A 16,731-nucleotide genomic window follows, 5' to 3' on the forward strand; every position below is an offset into this window, starting at 1 on the left:
ACCTGCAGTGGTTGAACGCTCAACTAAATCGCGCTAGTCTGGGGCCATGGGTATCCACCGACTCAACCACGCGGTCCTCTACGTCAGTGACCTCGCCCGCAGCGTCGCCTTCTACCGCGACGTGCTGGGCTTCCGCCCGGTGGCGATGACCCCGGACGGCTTCCGGGGCGCCACCTTCCTCCAAGCCCCGGACTCCACCAACGACCACGACCTCGGCCTGTTCGAGATCGGCGCGGCGGCCGGCCGCTCCACCGCCGGCCGGGCCACCGTCGGGCTCTACCACCTGGCGTGGGAGGTCGACACCCTCGACGAGCTGGCCGCCACCGCCGAGCGGCTCGCCGCCGCCGGGGCGCTGGTCGGCACGTCCGACCACGGCACCACCAAGAGCCTCTACGGCCAGGACCCGGACGGCCTGGAGTTCGAGGTGGTCTGGCTGATCCCGGCCGACCTGCTCGACGACACCGCCCTGGCCGCCCGCAAGCAGATCGGTCGGCTCGACCTGGACGCCGAGCGGCAGCGCTACGGCGGGCAGACCCGCGGTGGCGTGGGGATCTCCGTGCCGGCCTGAGCCGGCCATAGGGTAGAACGGACCGATGCCGACCAACCGGACCACCGACTTCCTTCGTGAGCTGCTGGTCCGTCAGGTGACGACCTGGTTGCCCGCCGCCCTGCACCGCTCCCGGCGGGCAACCATCGCGCTGGCCTGGGCCGGCGCCGACGGCGGCGCGGCCGAGGCGGTGCTGCGGGTGGTCGCCGGCCACGCCGCCCAGGTGCGGGGTCGGCAGGTGACGGTGTTGGTGCTGGCCGACGACGCTGCCGACCTGCCGGCCCGGCTCGGGCCGATCGAGGCGGAGTTGCCTGCCGAGGTGACCGTGCACCTGCTGCCCGGCGGTCCGGACCGGCTGCCGGTCGCGGTGAAGGCGGCCGGCGCGGCCGGGTCGCCGCTGTTCTGTTTCCTGGACCTGCCCGGCCAGGTGTCCCCGCAGTTGCTCGGCGCCGCCGCCAACGGCCGCACCGGCGAGGTGCTGCTGCACGCCGGCGACGTCGCCCGTGCGGCCCTCGTCGCCGCCGGATTCCCGCTGGTCGCCGAGGTGGCGCCGGTGCTCCCGACCGACGCTGCGGCCGGCGCGACAGCTCCGGCCGGCGCGACGGATGACGCGGCGGTCGGCGTGGTCGCGTTCGGCAGCCGTTCGGACCGCAGTCTGGAGGCGGTGCATGACGCGCTCTGGACGGTCGGCGCGGACCTCGGCGTGCGCTACCGCGACCCCGCCGACCCGACGGTCCCGCCGGTGGACGTGGCCGGGGATCCGGTCCTGGAACCGCTGGCCGGAAAGCTGCTGGCCGAGCTGCGCCGGGGCGGGCCACGGCCGGTCACCGAGCTGCGCCGGCACACCCTCACCGCAACTGTCTACCGTGCCGCGGACGCCAACCGCGCGCTGGCCAACCTGGTCGAGACGGGCGACGTACGCCGCGAGCGCGACACGGGCCGCCTGGCCGGCGACGAGATCATCACGCCCACGCGCTGAGGCCCCCGCGATCTTGCACTTTCTGTCCCGGCATACCGGAGATACCGCCCAAAACAAAGACCGAAACTGCAAGATCGGCGGGGCGGGGCGGGGCGGGGCGGGGCGGGGTGCGCGGGCGGGTGCGGGTGGGTGGACGCCGAGCGGGGTGCCGGTGAATCACCGGCACCCCGCTCGACTCCCGGGACGCTACGACCGGGACTTGTCCTGCTTCCAGGACAGCGGACCCGGCAGGTCGACGCGGTGCGCCCGGGCCTTCGAGTTCCAGGACCAGCGCCCGATCTTGATGCTCCACGAGGAGAAGCCGTTCTCGGTGAAGTTCAGGATGATCGGACCGTACTTCTTGCGCTTGCGAAACATGAGGCCCATCGGAGGTCTCCCCTCGTCACCGTTCCCTGCCGTGTCGAGATCGAACATGCCCGAACGGACGAAATCCGAAACCCCCTCGTCGTCCCCGGTGGACGGTGCTGCGGCACGAGGCGGCAATCTCTATTCATCAGATAGGTGTTGCGCGGCGGTAAACGCTGCTAGAGACGCTTCGTAACATCGCTGGCGATGAAAGTCTCACCTTCTGGAAGACCGTTGACCGGTCGCTGCGACCGGCGGCAGCATGAGGTCATGTCGCAGCGGGATGAGCTCCTCCTCATCGCTTGCGTGCACGTCGACCGGCTCTGGGACGGCTGGGATGACGACGCGCTGGTCTTCGACACCTCCGGCGGGATCTTCGCCGACACATACCGGGTGCACGAGGTGGCCCACGCCGAGCTGCGCCGCCAGGTCACCGCCGCCGGCCGGGACCCCGACCTGGTGAAGGTGCTGCCCGGCATCGCGCCCGTAATCGGTGGCACCGAGGCCGAGGCACGGACGCTCGCCGCGGAGTTGGAGGAGCTGATCGTCCCCGAGTACGCCCTCGCGCAGCTCTCCGGGATGCTCGGCATCGACCTCACCGGCCTGCCCCGGCCGGCCAGCTCGTACGCCGCGCCGACCCTGGTGCCGGCGTGACCACCGTGGAGCGTCCGACGACGGACGCGACCGAGCTGCGACCGGTGGACCGGGACCTGTTCCGCGCGCTGCTGCGCCGGCAGGCCACCAGCGTCACGGTGGTCACCGCCGTGGCCCGGACCACCGACCCGGCCTGCCTGGGTGGGATCGGCGCACCCGTGCGGGCCGGGTTCACCGCCACCTCGTTCACCTCGGTCTCGTTGGATCCGCCGCTCGTCTCGTTCTGCCTCGGCACGGCGTCGTCGAGTTGGCCGGTGCTGGCCCGCGCCGAGCACGTCGCGGTGCATCTGCTGGCCGCGCAGCAGCGGGAAGCCGCGACGGTCTTCGCCACCAGCGGCATCGACCGGTTCGCCGCCTACCCGGACTGGACACCCGGCCCGTTCGGGGTGCCGCTGCTGAGCGGGGTGCTGGCCCGGCTGCTCTGCCGGGTGGTGCACCGCGTCCCGGCCGGCGACCACATGCTGGTGATCGCCGAACCGCTCGCCCTGAGCGACGGCGGCGACGGTGCCCCGCTGGTGCACCACCGGGGTGGGTACACCACGGCAGCGCCGGCATGACCGCACCGACCACGTCCGACCTGCTCGCGCTGGACCGGGCCGCCCAGGACCTGCTGTTCCGGGCGGCCCGAACGGCCGACGCGTTCACCGACGAGCCGGTCACCGACGCGCAGGTGGCGGCGATCCACGACCTGATCCGGTACGGGCCGACCGCGTACAACGGCCAGCCGCTGCGGGTGCTGCTGCTGCGCTCGCCGGAGTCCCGGGCCCGGCTGCTGCCGTACCTGTCCAGCGCCAACCGGGCCAAGACGGCCAGCGCGCCGCTGACCGCGATCCTCACCGCCGACGTCGACTTTCACGAGCGGCTGCCCGAGCTGTATCCGCACCGTCCACAGGCCCGGGAGTGGCTGACGGACCGGGCCGCGCGCGTCGAGCAGGCCCGGTTCAGCGCGACCCTGCAGATCGGCTACCTGATCGTCGGTGTCCGCGCCGCCGGTCTCGCCGCCGGCCCGATGGCCGGTTTCGACGTCGCGGGCGTCCAGCGGGAGTTCCTCCCCGACGGTCGGCACGAGGTGCTGCTCCTGCTGAACCTCGGGCACCCGGCCCCGTACACCGGGCCGGCACGTCTGCCCCGGCTGGACACCGGGGATGTGATCCGCACCCTCGACTGCTGACCGGGAAGACGGGACCGTCCCCGGTGCCGGAGGAACGCCGGCGCCGGGGACGGAAGGTCGCGGGTCAGGCCCCCTTGACCCAGTCCACCGTGAAGCGGGCGAAGAAGATCCCGCCGGTGTCGCCCACCTCGTACAGGTTGCCGACCGTCCCGTCGTTCAGCACGGCCATCGTCGAGTAGCCCGCGCCGCCCGGCTTGACCAGCGCACGGGCCGGCCAGCTGGCGCCGTCGTCGGTGGAGAGCCGGACCGTGAGGTCGTTGCGTGCGGCCGGGGCGGCGTTGTTGCTGAACAGGGCGGTGCGGGTGCGTACCGGAGCGCCGTTCGTGCCCACCTCGGACGGGCGCAGGTAGGAGATCTCGTCGGCGTTGCACAGCGGATCGGTCAGCACGGCGCTGGCCGTGGCCGGGCCGAACGTCACGCCACCGTCGGTGGACGTGGAGTAGAACCGGCTGCGGGTGCTGTTGTGCCGCATGTTCTGCACGATCGCGCCGGTGCCGCGCTCGATCGCCTTGCTCTCGTTGATGTTCCCGCCCGCCGGTCCGCCGCGCCGCCACGTCACGCCGTGGTCGTCGCTGTAGATGTTGCCGGTCTGGGTGAGGCCCGCCGCGTCCCGGTAGACGAACGGCTGGATGAGGCGTCCGGTGCTGCTCTGGATGCCGTGCCCGGAGGAGAAGAACGCCTGCTGCCAGGTCGCCACCTTGATGGTCGGGTTCAGCTCCACCGGGGCGCTCCAGGTGGCGCCGTTGTCCCGGCTGGTGATGTATTGCAGGTGCAGGCTGTTCGGGTCGTCGGCGGTGTTGAGACCCGACGAGCCGGACCAGAAGCTGATGCCCGGCTTGGGGGAGCGGGTGTAGAAGCAGTAGACGACACCTGTGGTGCGGTCCACCAGCAGGCTCGGGTCGCCCGCTCCCTCACTGATGGTGGCCGGCGCGTGGATGACGCGCGGCTGGTCGAAGGTGCGTCCACCGTCGGTGCTGCGGGTCATGGCGATCTGGATGTTGTTGGTGCCGCCACCCAGGTCGTACGAGCCGTTGACCCGGGCGTCCGCGACGGCGATGACGGTGCCGTTGTTGGTGACGGCCATGCCCGGGATCCGAACCGAGGCCACCGTTCCGTCGTACCGGCCGTTGGCGCCGTTGAGGTTGCGGATGACGCTCTGGGTGGTCAGCACCGCCGTGCTGTTCATCTGCGGGGTGCCGGCGGCCAGGCCGCACCCGGCGGTGCCGCGCACCGTGGTGTCGAACCCGGAAGCGGTGACCCGCAGGGTGTACGCGGTGCCGGCGCCGACGGTCCAGTAGTGCAGGTAGTTGCCGCCGGCCGCGATGCTGCGCGTCCACGGGGATCCGGTGCGCCCGGGCCACGTGACGGTGAAGTCGCGGGCGGTGGTGGTGCGGTTCTCCAGGGCGAGCTGGAGCCGGCCGGCCGTGCAGTCGTAACTGGCGAGCGCGGACATGCCGGTGCCGCAGTGGAAGATGCCGGCGGAGGTGTCGTCCAGCCCGGTCGGGGTGGTCGTCCGCAGGGTGTACGGGGTGCCCGCGGGGAGGGTCCAGTACAGCTCGTTGCTGCTGCTGCCGGCTGCGACAGTCCGGGTCCAGGGCGAGTTGGTGCGGCCCGGCCAGGTGACGGTGAAGGTCTGCGCGGTGGTGCTGCCGTTGGTGAGCCGCAGGTTGAGCCGGCCGGTCGTGCAGTCGGCGCTGGCGGTGGCGCTCACGCCGGCGGGGGCGGCGTCAGCTGGCGTGGCGGGCAGGATCGCGGCCACACCGAGGACGGCGGCCACGACAGCTGTCACTCGGCGCGACAGTGCTCGGACAGGAGACACAAGATTCCTTCCGGGGGACGGGGGTGCGAACGGGGGAAGTAGGGCGTAAGACGTCGGATATCTGATGTCGGGACGCTAACCGGACGTCGGCCGGTCGTCAATAGATCGACGCGGGACGGTGCGCGGGGGCGTGGGCGTCCAGGGTGGACGGCCGCTCTGATCGAAGATGCCGGATAGGGCGTACATATTTACATCATGTTGCGTCGTCTGGCAGGCTCGACCGCATCGACCACCTTCGTCATCCCGGCGATCGGGCCCGTCCACGGCCCGCGACCGCCGCCGGCGACGCCTGTCCGAAGGAGACCCCATGGAACGGCGCCAACTCCTCACCCTCGGCGTGCTCAGTCCGTTCGCGGCGATGCTGACCTCGGGCGGCCCGGCCAACGCCGCGGCGGCGGCGCAGACCTTCGGGTTCTCCGCTGACGGCAGCAACTTCCTGCTCGACGGCCAGCCGTTCCAGATCCGCAGCGGCGAGATGCACCCGGCCCGCATCCCGGTGCAGTACTGGCGGCACCGGATCCAGATGGCCAAGGCGATGGGCATGAACACGATCGCCATCTACGTGATGTGGAACCACATCGAGGAACGACCTGGCGTCTTCGACTTCACCACCGATCGGCGGGACATCGCCGGCTTCATCCGCCTGTGCCAGGCCGAGGGCATGTACGTGCTGCTGCGTCCCGGCCCGTACGTCTGCGGCGAGTGGGACCTGGGTGGTCTACCGCCGTACCTGCTGCGCAACCCGAGCATCAGGCTGCGGGTCCGCACCGCCGCCGACCCGAACTACATGGCCGCCGTCACGCGCTACATCACCGCGCTCGCCGCGGTGGTCAAGCCGCTCATGGTGGCCAACGGCGGGCCGATCCTGATGGTCCAGATCGAGAACGAGTACGGCTCGTACGGCAACGACGCCGTCTACCTGGAGGAGTTGCGACAGCTGTGGCTGCGGGCCGGGATCACCGGACCGTTCTACACCGAGGACGGCCTCGGTCAGGTGCAGGGCAACCGGACTGTCGTCACCGGTGGCGCGATCGCGCTCAGCGGTGGTGACGCCGCCGCCATCGCCGCCGCGCGGCAGTCCTTCCCGACCGTCCCGGCCATGTCCGGCGAGCTCTATCCGGGCTGGTTGACCCACTGGGGCGACGGTGGCTTCGCCGGCTCGAACACCGACATCTCCAGCCAGCTGCGGGGCCTGATGGCCGGCCGGCTGTCGTTCAACATCTACATGATCCACGGTGGAACGAACTTCGGGTACTCCGCGGGTGCGAACGCCGCCGACAACGGCTCCGGCTACCAGGCGGACATCACCACCTACGACTACGGTGCGCCGATCACCGAGCAGGGCGCCCCCTCACGGTTGTATCCGACCTACCGCGAGATCATCGGCACGGCCCTCGGGGTGACGCTGCCGGCCGTGCCGGCGCCGATCCCCACCATCGTGCGTACCGGCGGGCAGGCGGTGCTGCCCACGCCGTACGCCTCGCTGTGGGACAACCTGCCGGCGGCGCTGCCGACCCAGACGAATCCGCAACCGATGGAGATGTACGGCCAGAACTCCGGCTTCATGCTCTACCGCCGGGTCCTGCCCGGCTACACCCGGGCGACGCTGGACATCAGGTCGGTACGCGACTACGCGACGGTGTTCCTCGACGGCGTCTACCAGGGCGGAATGTCCCGGAGCAACCTCCCGGCGGCCTACACGACGCCGCTCGGCGTGACGGTGCAGGACGCGCCACTGGCGTTGAAGACCTCGGCGAGCGGCAGCCCCACGCTCGACATCCTGGTCGAGGGCATGGGCCGCAACAACTACGGCCAGGCGCTCGTCGACCGCAAGGGCATCACCGAACGCGTGTCCCTCATCGACGCGGGCACCCTGACCGGCACGTTGACCAACTGGCAGACGCACCTGCTGCCGGTCGACGAGGCGTTCGTGGCCGGCCTCCGTCCGGTGCTCACCAACAGCTCGCGGCCCGGCATCTTCTTCAAGGCCACCGTGAACCTCACCCAGACCGGCGACACGTACCTCGACATGTCCCGCTGGACCAAGGGCGTGGTCTGGGTCAACGGCCGCAACCTGGGTCGCTACTGGAAGGTGGGGCCACAGCAGCGGCTCTACTGCCCGGCGCCGTGGCTGCGGGTCGGCGCGAACGAGATCGTCGTCTTCGACCTGCACCAGGTGCAGGCCCAGCCGATCTCCTTCGAAGCCAGCCTGAGCGGCCAGTCGGGCGCCGTCCGCCACACGGTGGTCAACCGGGCCAGCGGCAAGGCCCTCGACGTGCCGGACCTGTCCCGGGTCACCGGCGTGCAGCTGATCCAGTGGACCCCCAACGGCGGCGCCAACCAGGCGTGGCTGATGGCCGGCGCGGTGGGTGCCGTCACCACGATGACCAGCGTCAGCTCGGGTCTGCTCGCGGATGTCGAGGCGAGCTCCACGGCCGACGGGGCGCGGGTCATCCAGTGGACCGCTACCGGCGGCGGCAACCAGCAGTGGCGGGTCGTGACGGCGTCCGGCGAGTTCGTGAAGCTCGTCAACGTGCAGACCGGCAAGGTCCTGGCCGTGGCCGGCGGCGCGACCACCAACGGAGCCACGATCGTGCAGCAGACCGACACCGGCAGCGCCTCCCAGCACTGGCGGCTCACGCCGTCCTGACGCCGCCCGGGCGGCCAGACCCCGGCGGCGACCACCGGTCGGCCCGGGGTGGTGGGGGTCGGTGTGCGACCTGTTGCGGTGCGGCGGCCGCGCAGGTCGCCCACCGGCCCCGCGTCGTTCCCGGGAACTGCCCACGCAGTCGTTCCCGTGAACTGCCCACGCACCGGAGATGCGAAGATGGCCGCATGGGCAGGCGGAGCGACCGGAGTGGGACGTGAACCAGCGCGAGCGGTGGCACCGGCTCCTGGAGATGGTCGCGGTCGAGGGCCAGCTCGACATCGAGTCCACCGCCCGTGAGCTGGGCGTGAGCACGGCGACCATCCGTCGTGACTTCGACGAGCTGGCCACCCAGCAGTTGGTGACGCGCACCCGGGGCGGCGTGGTCGTCACCAACGTCTCCTACGACCTGCCGCTGCGCTACAAGGCGGTACGGCAGGCATCGGAGAAGCAGCGGATCGCCGCTGCCGCCCTCGCGTTGATCCCGCCGGGCAGCACGGTCGGGCTCAACGGCGGCACCACGACGACCGAGGTCGCCCGGGCGCTCGCGCTGCGCACCGACCCCGACGGGCAGTTGTCGGCGGCCACGGTGGTGACCAACGCGCTGAACATCGCCCACGAACTCATCGTGCGTCCGCACATCCGGGTGGTGCTCACCGGCGGGACGGCCCGAACCCAGTCGTACGAGCTGGTCGGCCGGATCGCGGAGACGATGCTCGCGTCCGTGGCGCTGGACGTCGTCGTGCTCGGGGTGGACGCGATCGACCACCAGCACGGCGCGAGCGCGCACAACGACGGCGAGGCGGCGGTCAACCATGTCATGGTGACCAGCGCGGCGCGGACGATAGTCGTCGCGGACGCCTCGAAGCTGGGCCGCCGGAGCTTCAACCGGATCTGCCCGTTGGGCGACATCGACACCCTGATCACCGACCGGTCGGCCGACCCGCGGCAGGTGAGCCTCGTCGAGCAGGCCGGGGTCACGGTCCTCCAGGTCTGACGGTCGGCTGCCTGGATCGTCGGCCGGCGCACTCGTGTGAGCACGGGCACCGGGCAAAGATGTAACTCGATGCAAAATCGCGGGCTACTTATTGCATCTTGAGTCAAGCGGGTGCAGCATTCCATTTCATCGGTCCCTGTGAATGTCGTCCTCACCACACCGGGAGAAAACGATGATCTGGTCATCGCTGCCCGCGCCCACCCGCCGTACGTCCGCCCGGGCCGCCGTCGTGGTCCTCATCCTGCTCGCCGCGATGCTGCACGCCGTACCCGCCCGGGCGAGCACACCGGGAAGCGCGACCGGCCTCACCCGGGCCGGGAACACGTACACCATCACCACCAGCACGGCCGCCCGCATCCGGCTCACCCTGGCCCGCGCGGACATCTTCCGCGTCTGGGTCGCGCCCAACGGCACCTTCACCGAACCGGCGGCGAACGAGATCACCGTACGGACCGACTTCGGTGCGGTCACCAGCACGGCGACCGACGAGGGCACCGCCTTTCGCATCGCCACCGCGGCGGTGGTCATCCGGATCGTCAAGAGCCCTCTGACGATGCAGGTCGAGCGACCGGACGGGAGGCTGATCTGGCGGGAGTCGCAACCGCTCGACTGGGGCTCGGGCCGCACGACGCAACGGTTGGCCCGCGCCGCGGACGAGCAGTTCTACGGCACCGGCCTGCGCCTGGGCGAGTGGGCGCTGCGCGACAGGACGGTGCCGATCGCCGTGGACAACCAGTGGCGGGAGAACACCAACGCCAGTCCGGCGCCCTTCTACCTGTCCACCAACGGCTACGGCGTCCTGCGCAACACGTGGGCGTCCGGCTCGTACGGCTTCACCGCGCCGGTGACCACCACCCACAACGAGGAACGGTTCGACGCGTACTACTTCGTGGGTGACTCGCTCAAGGGCGTGCTCGGCGCGTACACCGACGTGACCGGCAAACCGTTCCTGAGCCCGATGTGGGGCCTCGAACTCGGCAACGCCGACTGCTTCAACGCGTCCAACCCGGCCTACCAGGGCGACCACAACCGGGCCGGGCACCAGCGGACCCCCGACGTGCTGTCGTACGCGCGGGAGGCCCGCGCCAAGGACATGCCGTCGGGCTGGTTCCTGCCCAACGACGGGTACGGCTGCGGCTACAGCGACCTGCCCGCGACCGTCGCCGGCGCCAAGGCGCTCGGTTTCCAGACCGGCCTGTGGACCTCCAGCGGCCTGTCGTCCATCGACTACGAGGTGGGCACCGCCGGTACGCGTGGCGTCAAGACCGACGTCGCGTGGGTGGGTGGCGGCTACCAGAACGCCTTCCGTGGCGTTCAGCAGGCGGTGGACGGCATCGAGCGCAACTCCGACGCGCGTCGCTACGTGTGGACCGTCGACGGGTGGGCCGGCACCCAGCGCAACGCCGTGGTCTGGACCGGTGACACGTACGGGCGGTGGGACGACATGCGGTGGACCGTACCGGCCGTCGCGGGCGCGGGGCTGTCCGGCCTCAACTACGCCACCGGTGACGTCGACGGGATCTTCGGGGGCAGCCCGAACACCTACGTGCGGGACCTGCAGTGGAAGTCGTTCACGCCGGCGTTCATGACGATGTCCGGCTGGGGTGCTACCAACCCGGCGGCCGGCTACCAGGACAAGCAGCCCTGGCGGTACGCCGAGCCGTACCTGTCGATCAACCGCCGGTACCTCCAGCTCAAGATGCGGCTGATGCCTTACCACTACACAATGAGCCGCGTGGCCAGCGTGACAGGCGTGCCGGCGACCCGGGCCCTGGTGCTGGAGTATCCCAACGACCCGGTAGCCCGGGGCAACGCCACGTCGGGCGAGTTCATGGCGGGCGACGCGTTCCTGGTCGCGCCGGTGGTCTCCGACACCGAGCTGCGCGACGGCATCTACCTGCCGGCCGGCACCTGGACCGACTACTGGACCGGGCGGGTGTACCAGGGCCCGCTCACCCTGAACGGGTACGCGGCACCGCTCGACCGGCTGCCGCTGTTCGTCAAGGGCGGCTCGATCGTGCCGATGTGGCCGCAGATGAACCACACCGGCGAGAAGCCGGTCTCCACGCTCACCTACGACCTGTATCCGCGCGGCTCGTCGAGCTTCACGCTCTACGAGGACGACGGCGTCACCCGCGCCTACCAGGGCGGGGCGTACGCCACCCAGCAGGTCGGCATGACGGCACCGACGTCCGGCACCGGGACGGTCACCGTGGACGTGGGCGCCTCCACCGGCACGTACGCGGGCAAGCCGTCGTCACGCTCCTACGAGTTCACCGCGCACCTGGCGGCAGCTCCCCGCGCGGTGACGGTCGCCGGGCAGACCCTGCCGTCGCTCGCCACCCGGACCGCCTACGACTCGGCGGGCATTGGTTGGTTCTACGCGGACGGCGTGCTGCGGATCAAGGCCGGGTCGCGGAGCGCCGCGTTCCAGACCCGGATCGACAGCGCGGTGCTGCCCGTTGCTGGCACCAGCACGACGCCGCCGCCGATCCCGCGCGACAACTGGCGACTCGTGTATGCCGACAGCGAGGAGACCAGCGCGGAAAACGGCGCGGCCACCAACGCCTTCGACGGGAGTACGGCCACCTTCTGGCACACCGCCTGGTCGTCCACCCCCGCGCCCCTGCCGCACGAGATCCAGCTCGACCTGGGTGCCACGTACCAGGTCGACGGGCTGCGGTACCTGCCCCGGCAGGACGGGGGAGTGAACGGCCGGATCGGCGGTTACGAGGTGTACGTCTCCGACAGCCCGAGCAACTGGGGCACGCCGGTGGCGTCGGGAACCTTCGCCGACACGTCGACGCAGAAGGTGGTGCCGTTCACCGCCGCCCGCAGCGGCCGGTACGTGCGCCTGCGGGCACTGAGCGAGGCCGGCGGCCGGGGGCCGTGGACCACGGTGGCCGACCTGACGGTCACCGGCAGAGCTGTGGCGTCAGCGTCGGGGAGCTGACTCCGTACCCCTGTGCAAGCGACGCCGCGGGCTGCTGGAGCAGCCCGCGGCGTCCTGCGACGACGGTCCTAGGAGAGTGACCACTGCTGGCGGGTCGCGCCGGTGGCGGTGCGCTGGACGACGTCCGCGCCGTTGTCGGTGATCGTCCCGTCGAGGTCGAGCACTTGGCCGCTGTTGCGGTTCGTGATGGTGACGTGGGTGCCGACGCGCGTGATCCGCCACTGCTGGTTGGCCGCACCCGAGTACGTCCACTGGATCACGTCCGCGCCGTCCGCCGTCGAGCTGCCGGCCACGTCGAGGGCGCGTCCGCTGCGGCGGTTGACGATGCGGTGGTAGCCGTTGCCGAGGGGAACTACCGACCACTTCTGGTGCAGACCACCGTTGTCGGCCCACTGGACGGCGTCGCCGCCGTCAGCCGGTGCGGCGACCGCGACCTCCATGACCTTCCCGCTGGCCCGGTTCGTGAGCGTGTAGCTCGCGTTCGGGTCGAACGAGCCGTTCAGGGCGTCGAGTTCCTTGAGGCTGAACCGGACGGTCATGATGTACGGGTAGCTCGTGTCCGCCGGGTCGAAGTATCCGTACGACGTCAGCACGAAGGTCCCGTCGGGGAGCACCACGTTGCCGGCGTAGCCGGTGTCGCCGCTCTTGACCGAGGGCGTGAAGTCCTCCAGCAGCCGCACCCGGTACTGGCCCTCGCGGGAGTTGACCAGGTCGTCGTACGTGCCGACCCAGGCCACCCAGTCGCCAGCCACCCACGCGCCGGTGTTGCTCACGCTGTTGCGGATGATGTCGCGGAAGGTGATGACGAGCCGCCCGGTGGCCGGGTCGTACGTGGCGGCGTGCCGCTCGCCCATCAGCGCGCCCTGCATCTCGCGCGGCTCGGTCCAGGTGTTGCCCTCGTCGTTGGAGAACGCGACCATGGCGTTCGTGCGCTTGTGCTGTGCGCGGGCGAGCAGCGCGAGCTGGCGACCGTCCGGCGACCGGATGATCTCGATCTCGCAGAGGCCGGCGTACTTCTCGATGGCGTTGTGCGCGGCGAGCAGCCGGGTGGGGGTGCTCCAGACGGCGTTGCCGGCGGCGTCGAAGCTCAGGTAGGTCTTCCAGTTGTTGTAGCCGCCGTCGTGGAAGACGCCCAGGTACCGGAAGTCCCAGGACCCGTCGGCCTTCTCGAGGCGCACCAGTGTGGCGTGGGCGACGAACCCGGCGAAGCCGGCATCGGCGAAGTGGTGGGTGAACTCCGACCAGAACCGGCCGCTGTCGTCGGAGTACGCGGTCTTGAAGCCGCCCGGGCTCGCCGGGAGGCCGCTGACCAGCAGCAGCCGGGTCGTCCCGTTCGGCTTCACCACCTTGTAGAGGGTCGGCGTCTCCTTGCTGGTGGCCCAGCTCGCCGGCGTGGGGAGCCGGCCGGTCCAGGTGCGGCCACCGTCGTCGCTGCGCTTCAGGATGATCTGGCCGGTGCCGTGGCCCATGGGGTAGACGGCGAACATCGTGCGCCCGTCGTCGAGCAGGACGGTGTCGGGGTGCCCGAGGTACTGGCCGGCCTGACGGTCGGTGAGCACCTGGCGGCGCGTGTCGTCCTTCAGGTCCAGGAACGGGATCGTGTAGTCGATGCGCATGCTGAGGTCGCTGATCTCACCCGCCGTCAACGGTGTGCCGTAGACGCGCACGTAGTCGAGGTCGCCGCTGTAGTGCCACTGCGGTCCCTGGGCATCGACGTTGCGGCCGACCCACATGCCGGTGAGGTCCCGGACGTTCGAAAAGAACCGGGTGGAGGGGTTGGTGGCGCGTACCGTCCCGTCGACGTAGAGGCGGGTGCCCTCGCTGCCGACGGTCAGGATCGCCGTGTGCCAGACCCCGTCGTTGTAGGGGCCGCCGGTGGACGTCACCTGCGTGGCGTACGCCCCGTTCTCCCGGTTCTCGAAGTACACCGCGCCGCCGTTGAGGGAGAACGACAGGTTGCTGGAGTCGTCGGCGGTGTGCGAGGCGCTGAAGAAGCTCTTCGCGACGGCGGTGCTCGTGGACCGGAACCGGACCGCGATCGCTCCCTGGGTCAGGTTCGCGACGGCGGGCAGGTCCGCCGACCTGTCGAGGAAGGTACTGCTGCCGTTGAAGGTCTGGTTGACCGCGTAGTTCAGCGTCGCCGTGGCCGCCTGAGCGGCGGACACCGGCATCAGCAGGCTCAGCAGGAGGGCGAGCGCGGCGGTGGCGGCGGTACCGGTCCGGGCCAGCGCGCCCCGTGGCGCCCTCGATCGGCAGTTCATCGGGTGATGGTCCATTGCTGTTCGGTACCTCCGCGGTAGGTCGACTGGACGACGGCCGCGCCGTCGGTGGTCGCGGCGTTGGCGACGGTGAGCGCCTTGCCGGAACCTCTGTTGATGATCTTGAAGTACGTGCCGACCGGGATGACGCTCCACAGTTGGTTCGCGCCGCCGTGGTAGGTCCACTGCACGACGCTCGCCCCGTCGGCGGTGGACGAGCCCGAGACGTCCAGCACCTTGCCGCTGCTGCGGTTGACGATGCGGTGGTAGCCGCCGCCGGCCTCGACGAGCGTCCAGCGTTGGTGCGCCCCGCCGTTGCCCGACCACTGGACGGCACCGCCGCCGTCCCCGCTGCCCGCCGGCACCTCGAGCACCTTGGCGCTGTTGCGGTTGACCACGCGGTACTCGGTCGACGGGTCGAAGGCGGCCACCGGGATCGCCGCCGTGGACACCTCGACCTTGTCCGCCGTGACCGCCGTACCGGATGAGTTCGCGTTCTTGCTGTTCAGCACCCGCACCTTCAGGACGTGCGAGCCCTGCGCGAGCGGTCCGCTGGTGAAGACCATCGACTGGTCCACCCGGGTGGGGGAGTACAGGTCGACGACAGTCTCCGGACCGCCGTCGATCGAGACGCCCGCCCGGCCGTGGTTCGGCGCCCGGGCCACGAAGAGCTTGATCTTGTTGCCGGTGAACCGCACCTGGTAGGCGCTGTCGAGCGTGCTGCTGTAGTGGTCGTCGCGCTGGAACTGCTGGGTGCCGCCGGCCCCGTAGGACCACGTGCCCGAGTAGCTGAACTGGTTGTCGCCGGTCCCCACGGTGTTGTCGTTGACCTGGACCACGCTCGGCACGCCCGGGGCGTCCCCGATCGCGTCCACGCGGGCGAAGAACGCCTCCACGGTGCTCGACCGTGGCCCGCCCCACAGGCGCTCGGCCAGGACCTCGGCCGGCCGCTTGGCGTACTGGTCGAACCACTCGTCGCTCTGGTACTCCACGGCGTCCGACCAGCGGGCCATCTGGTAGCCGTTGACCTTGGCGTTGGTGTCCGGCGTCCAGCTCTCGTAGACGTTCTTCGTGTTGACGTAGAGGTTGAGGCCGGGCGTCACGTACAGGGTGCCCTCCGGCACGCCGACCACGGTGTAGCCCAGGTTGTAGAAGTAGCTGAGCGACCCGGTGTACGGGGTGAGGACGATGCTGGTCGCCGGCTTGATGCTGGTCTGCTGGCCGTTCGTCTCCCACCAGTTCCACAGCTGGGCCGTCTTGCCGTACGAGCGCACCTTGTCGTTCATCAGGTTCATGAACTCGGTGAAGACGTCACCGGGGTACGCGAAGCCCCGCGCCTGCGCGTAGCTGACCAGCTCGGGGCATGCGTTCTTGGCGCTGTCGGTCTGGTACTCGTCGCCGCCGATGTGGAAGTACGGACCGTCGAACAGCGGCACGAACTCCGACAGCAGGTTCATGACGAACGTCCGGGCGGAGTCCTTGGTCAGGTTCAGCGTCCAGCCGCCGTTCGACCCGCCCGGCCAGGGCGCGTAGTCCATCGACGCGCAGCTGAACCGCATCGTCGGGTCGTACCTCGTCATCGCGGTCGCGTGACCCGGCAGGTCGATCTCGGGAACGATGGTGATGTGGTAGCGCTTGGCGACGTCCTGCAACCGGCGCAGGTCGGCCTTGCTGTAGGACTGAGCCGACGCCAGACCCGGGTACCTGTCGCTGCGCAGCCGGAAGCCGTTCCACTCGGTGAGGTGCAGGCGCAACGTGTTCAGGCGTAGCCACGCCATCCGGCGGAGCAGGTTCTCCAGGTAGTCCATCTCGTAGAAGTGCCGGCCGACGTCGAGCATCACCCCCCGGTCCCGGTACTGCGGATAGTCCCGGATCGTTCCCGCCGGCACTGTCGTCCTCGTCGCGCTCTGCTTGATCATTTGCAGCAGGGTCTGGGTGCCGTAGTACACGCCGGCCGCCGCGTTCGCGCGGACCACGACTGTCGGGCCGGCGGTCAGCAGGTAGCCCTGGTCGCCGATGCCGGCGTCGGTGCTCGCCAGGGTGAGCAGGATGTCGCCGGTCCCGGGCGTCGCCGACGAGACGACAGGTACGTCCACGCCGCTCACCGCGCCGAGGTCGACGCGCAGCGACGTCGCGGCCGACGACAACTGGGCGCCGGACACGGGGTCCACCAGGATCCGGGACGACGGGGTCAGCGTGTACGTGCCGGTGCCGCCGGTCCACTCCCGGACGCTCGGCGCGACCTGGGGTGCCGGGTTGGCTGCCGCCTGCGCCGGCGTCGGGACTCCGAGCCCCACGCCGGCCAGCAGTGAGGCGAGTACGAGAGAAGGAAGCCGCTTGCGGGATGAGATCACTGTCGCG

At 70.5% G+C, this 16,731-nt stretch carries 12 protein-coding genes; 8 read left to right on the forward strand and 4 right to left on the reverse strand.

The genetic code is table 11. The features are described 5' to 3' along the window. Nucleotides 1-46 precede the first annotated feature (46 nt). On the forward strand, nt 47-568 hold the full coding sequence (locus ACLQ27_RS28595) for a VOC family protein (RefSeq protein WP_357495579.1): 522 nt from the start codon (nt 47-49) through the stop codon (nt 566-568). 25 nt (nt 569-593) lie between these two features. Then, nucleotides 594-1,526 carry a hypothetical protein gene (locus tag ACLQ27_RS28600; RefSeq protein WP_425869605.1) on the forward strand — a complete coding sequence of 311 codons (933 nt, stop codon included), beginning with the start codon at nt 594-596 and terminating at the stop codon, nt 1,524-1,526. A 186-nt stretch (nt 1,527-1,712) separates the two neighbouring features. On the opposite strand, the gene ACLQ27_RS28605 is transcribed toward ACLQ27_RS28600, so the two are convergent. Then, on the reverse strand, nt 1,713-1,892 hold the full coding sequence (locus ACLQ27_RS28605) for a DUF4236 domain-containing protein (RefSeq protein WP_030333600.1): 180 nt from the start codon (nt 1,890-1,892) through the stop codon (nt 1,713-1,715). A 249-nt stretch (nt 1,893-2,141) separates the two neighbouring features. Here ACLQ27_RS28605 and ACLQ27_RS28610 point away from each other — a divergent pair, with 249 nt between their 5' ends. Genes ACLQ27_RS28610 through ACLQ27_RS28620 form a run of 3 tightly spaced genes read left to right on the forward strand, consistent with a single transcriptional unit; the run spans nt 2,142 to nt 3,696 of the window. Then, the gene (locus ACLQ27_RS28610) at nt 2,142-2,525 is read left to right on the forward strand and encodes a hypothetical protein (protein WP_425869607.1); all 384 of its coding nucleotides are present in this window, start codon (nt 2,142-2,144) and stop codon (nt 2,523-2,525) included. After that, nucleotides 2,522-3,082 carry a flavin reductase family protein gene (locus tag ACLQ27_RS28615; protein ID WP_357574565.1) on the forward strand — a complete coding sequence of 187 codons (561 nt, stop codon included), beginning with the start codon at nt 2,522-2,524 and terminating at the stop codon, nt 3,080-3,082. Before ACLQ27_RS28610 ends, ACLQ27_RS28615 begins: the two co-directional genes overlap by 4 nt. After that, the gene (locus ACLQ27_RS28620; protein ID WP_425869609.1) at nt 3,079-3,696 is read left to right on the forward strand and encodes a malonic semialdehyde reductase; all 618 of its coding nucleotides are present in this window, start codon (nt 3,079-3,081) and stop codon (nt 3,694-3,696) included. The genes ACLQ27_RS28615 and ACLQ27_RS28620 overlap by 4 nt, the downstream gene beginning before the upstream one ends. Before the next feature lie 64 nt (nt 3,697-3,760). Here ACLQ27_RS28620 and ACLQ27_RS28625 read toward each other — a convergent pair whose 3' ends face one another. Continuing rightward, nucleotides 3,761-5,485: an exo-alpha-sialidase gene (locus ACLQ27_RS28625; protein ID WP_425869611.1), complete on the reverse strand. Its 1,725-nt coding sequence runs from the start codon at nt 5,483-5,485 to the stop codon at nt 3,761-3,763. A 337-nt stretch (nt 5,486-5,822) separates the two neighbouring features. Here ACLQ27_RS28625 and ACLQ27_RS28630 point away from each other — a divergent pair, with 337 nt between their 5' ends. The 3 genes from ACLQ27_RS28630 to ACLQ27_RS28640 all read left to right on the forward strand — a co-directional run bounded on the left by ACLQ27_RS28630 (nt 5,823) and on the right by ACLQ27_RS28640 (nt 12,112). After that, nucleotides 5,823-8,165, forward strand: coding sequence for a beta-galactosidase (locus ACLQ27_RS28630; RefSeq protein WP_357495567.1), 2,343 nt, complete (start codon nt 5,823-5,825; stop codon nt 8,163-8,165). Nucleotides 8,166-8,379: 214 nt separating this feature from the next. Continuing rightward, the gene (locus ACLQ27_RS28635; RefSeq protein ID WP_234581657.1) at nt 8,380-9,159 is read left to right on the forward strand and encodes a DeoR/GlpR family DNA-binding transcription regulator; all 780 of its coding nucleotides are present in this window, start codon (nt 8,380-8,382) and stop codon (nt 9,157-9,159) included. A 172-nt stretch (nt 9,160-9,331) separates the two neighbouring features. Continuing rightward, nucleotides 9,332-12,112 (forward strand): discoidin domain-containing protein, encoded by a 2,781-nt coding sequence (locus tag ACLQ27_RS28640; RefSeq protein ID WP_425869613.1) that lies wholly within the window; start codon nt 9,332-9,334, stop codon nt 12,110-12,112. Between the two features lie 68 nt (nt 12,113-12,180). On the opposite strand, the gene ACLQ27_RS28645 is transcribed toward ACLQ27_RS28640, so the two are convergent. Both ACLQ27_RS28645 and ACLQ27_RS28650 read right to left on the reverse strand, forming a co-directional pair. Then, nucleotides 12,181-14,373, reverse strand: a complete 2,193-nt coding sequence (locus ACLQ27_RS28645; RefSeq protein ID WP_425869615.1) for an RICIN domain-containing protein — start codon at nt 14,371-14,373, stop codon at nt 12,181-12,183. Continuing rightward, nucleotides 14,370-16,724 (reverse strand): family 20 glycosylhydrolase, encoded by a 2,355-nt coding sequence (locus ACLQ27_RS28650; RefSeq protein ID WP_425869616.1) that lies wholly within the window; start codon nt 16,722-16,724, stop codon nt 14,370-14,372. The genes ACLQ27_RS28645 and ACLQ27_RS28650 overlap by 4 nt, the downstream gene beginning before the upstream one ends. Between the last annotated feature and the right edge of the window lie 7 nt (nt 16,725-16,731).

The sequence above is a fragment of the Micromonospora sp. DT63 genome (assembly GCF_049841615.1).
Classification (GTDB): Bacteria; Actinomycetota; Actinomycetes; order Mycobacteriales; family Micromonosporaceae; genus Micromonospora.

Bases quoted from the DNA above. Each gene is read 5' to 3' on its own strand.
- ACLQ27_RS28595 (WP_357495579.1), top strand. From the start codon at position 47: ATGGGTATCCACCGACTCAACCACGCGGTCCTCTACGTCAGTGACCTC.
- ACLQ27_RS28600 (WP_425869605.1), top strand. From the start codon at position 594: ATGCCGACCAACCGGACCACCGACTTCCTTCGTGAGCTGCTGGTCCGT.
- ACLQ27_RS28605 (WP_030333600.1), bottom strand. From the start codon at position 1,892: ATGGGCCTCATGTTTCGCAAGCGCAAGAAGTACGGTCCGATCATCCTG.
- ACLQ27_RS28640 (WP_425869613.1), top strand. From the start codon at position 9,332: ATGATCTGGTCATCGCTGCCCGCGCCCACCCGCCGTACGTCCGCCCGG.
- ACLQ27_RS28610 (WP_425869607.1), top strand. From the start codon at position 2,142: ATGTCGCAGCGGGATGAGCTCCTCCTCATCGCTTGCGTGCACGTCGAC.
- ACLQ27_RS28630 (WP_357495567.1), top strand. From the start codon at position 5,823: ATGGAACGGCGCCAACTCCTCACCCTCGGCGTGCTCAGTCCGTTCGCG.
- ACLQ27_RS28620 (WP_425869609.1), top strand. From the start codon at position 3,079: ATGACCGCACCGACCACGTCCGACCTGCTCGCGCTGGACCGGGCCGCC.
- ACLQ27_RS28645 (WP_425869615.1), bottom strand. From the start codon at position 14,373: ATGAACTGCCGATCGAGGGCGCCACGGGGCGCGCTGGCCCGGACCGGT.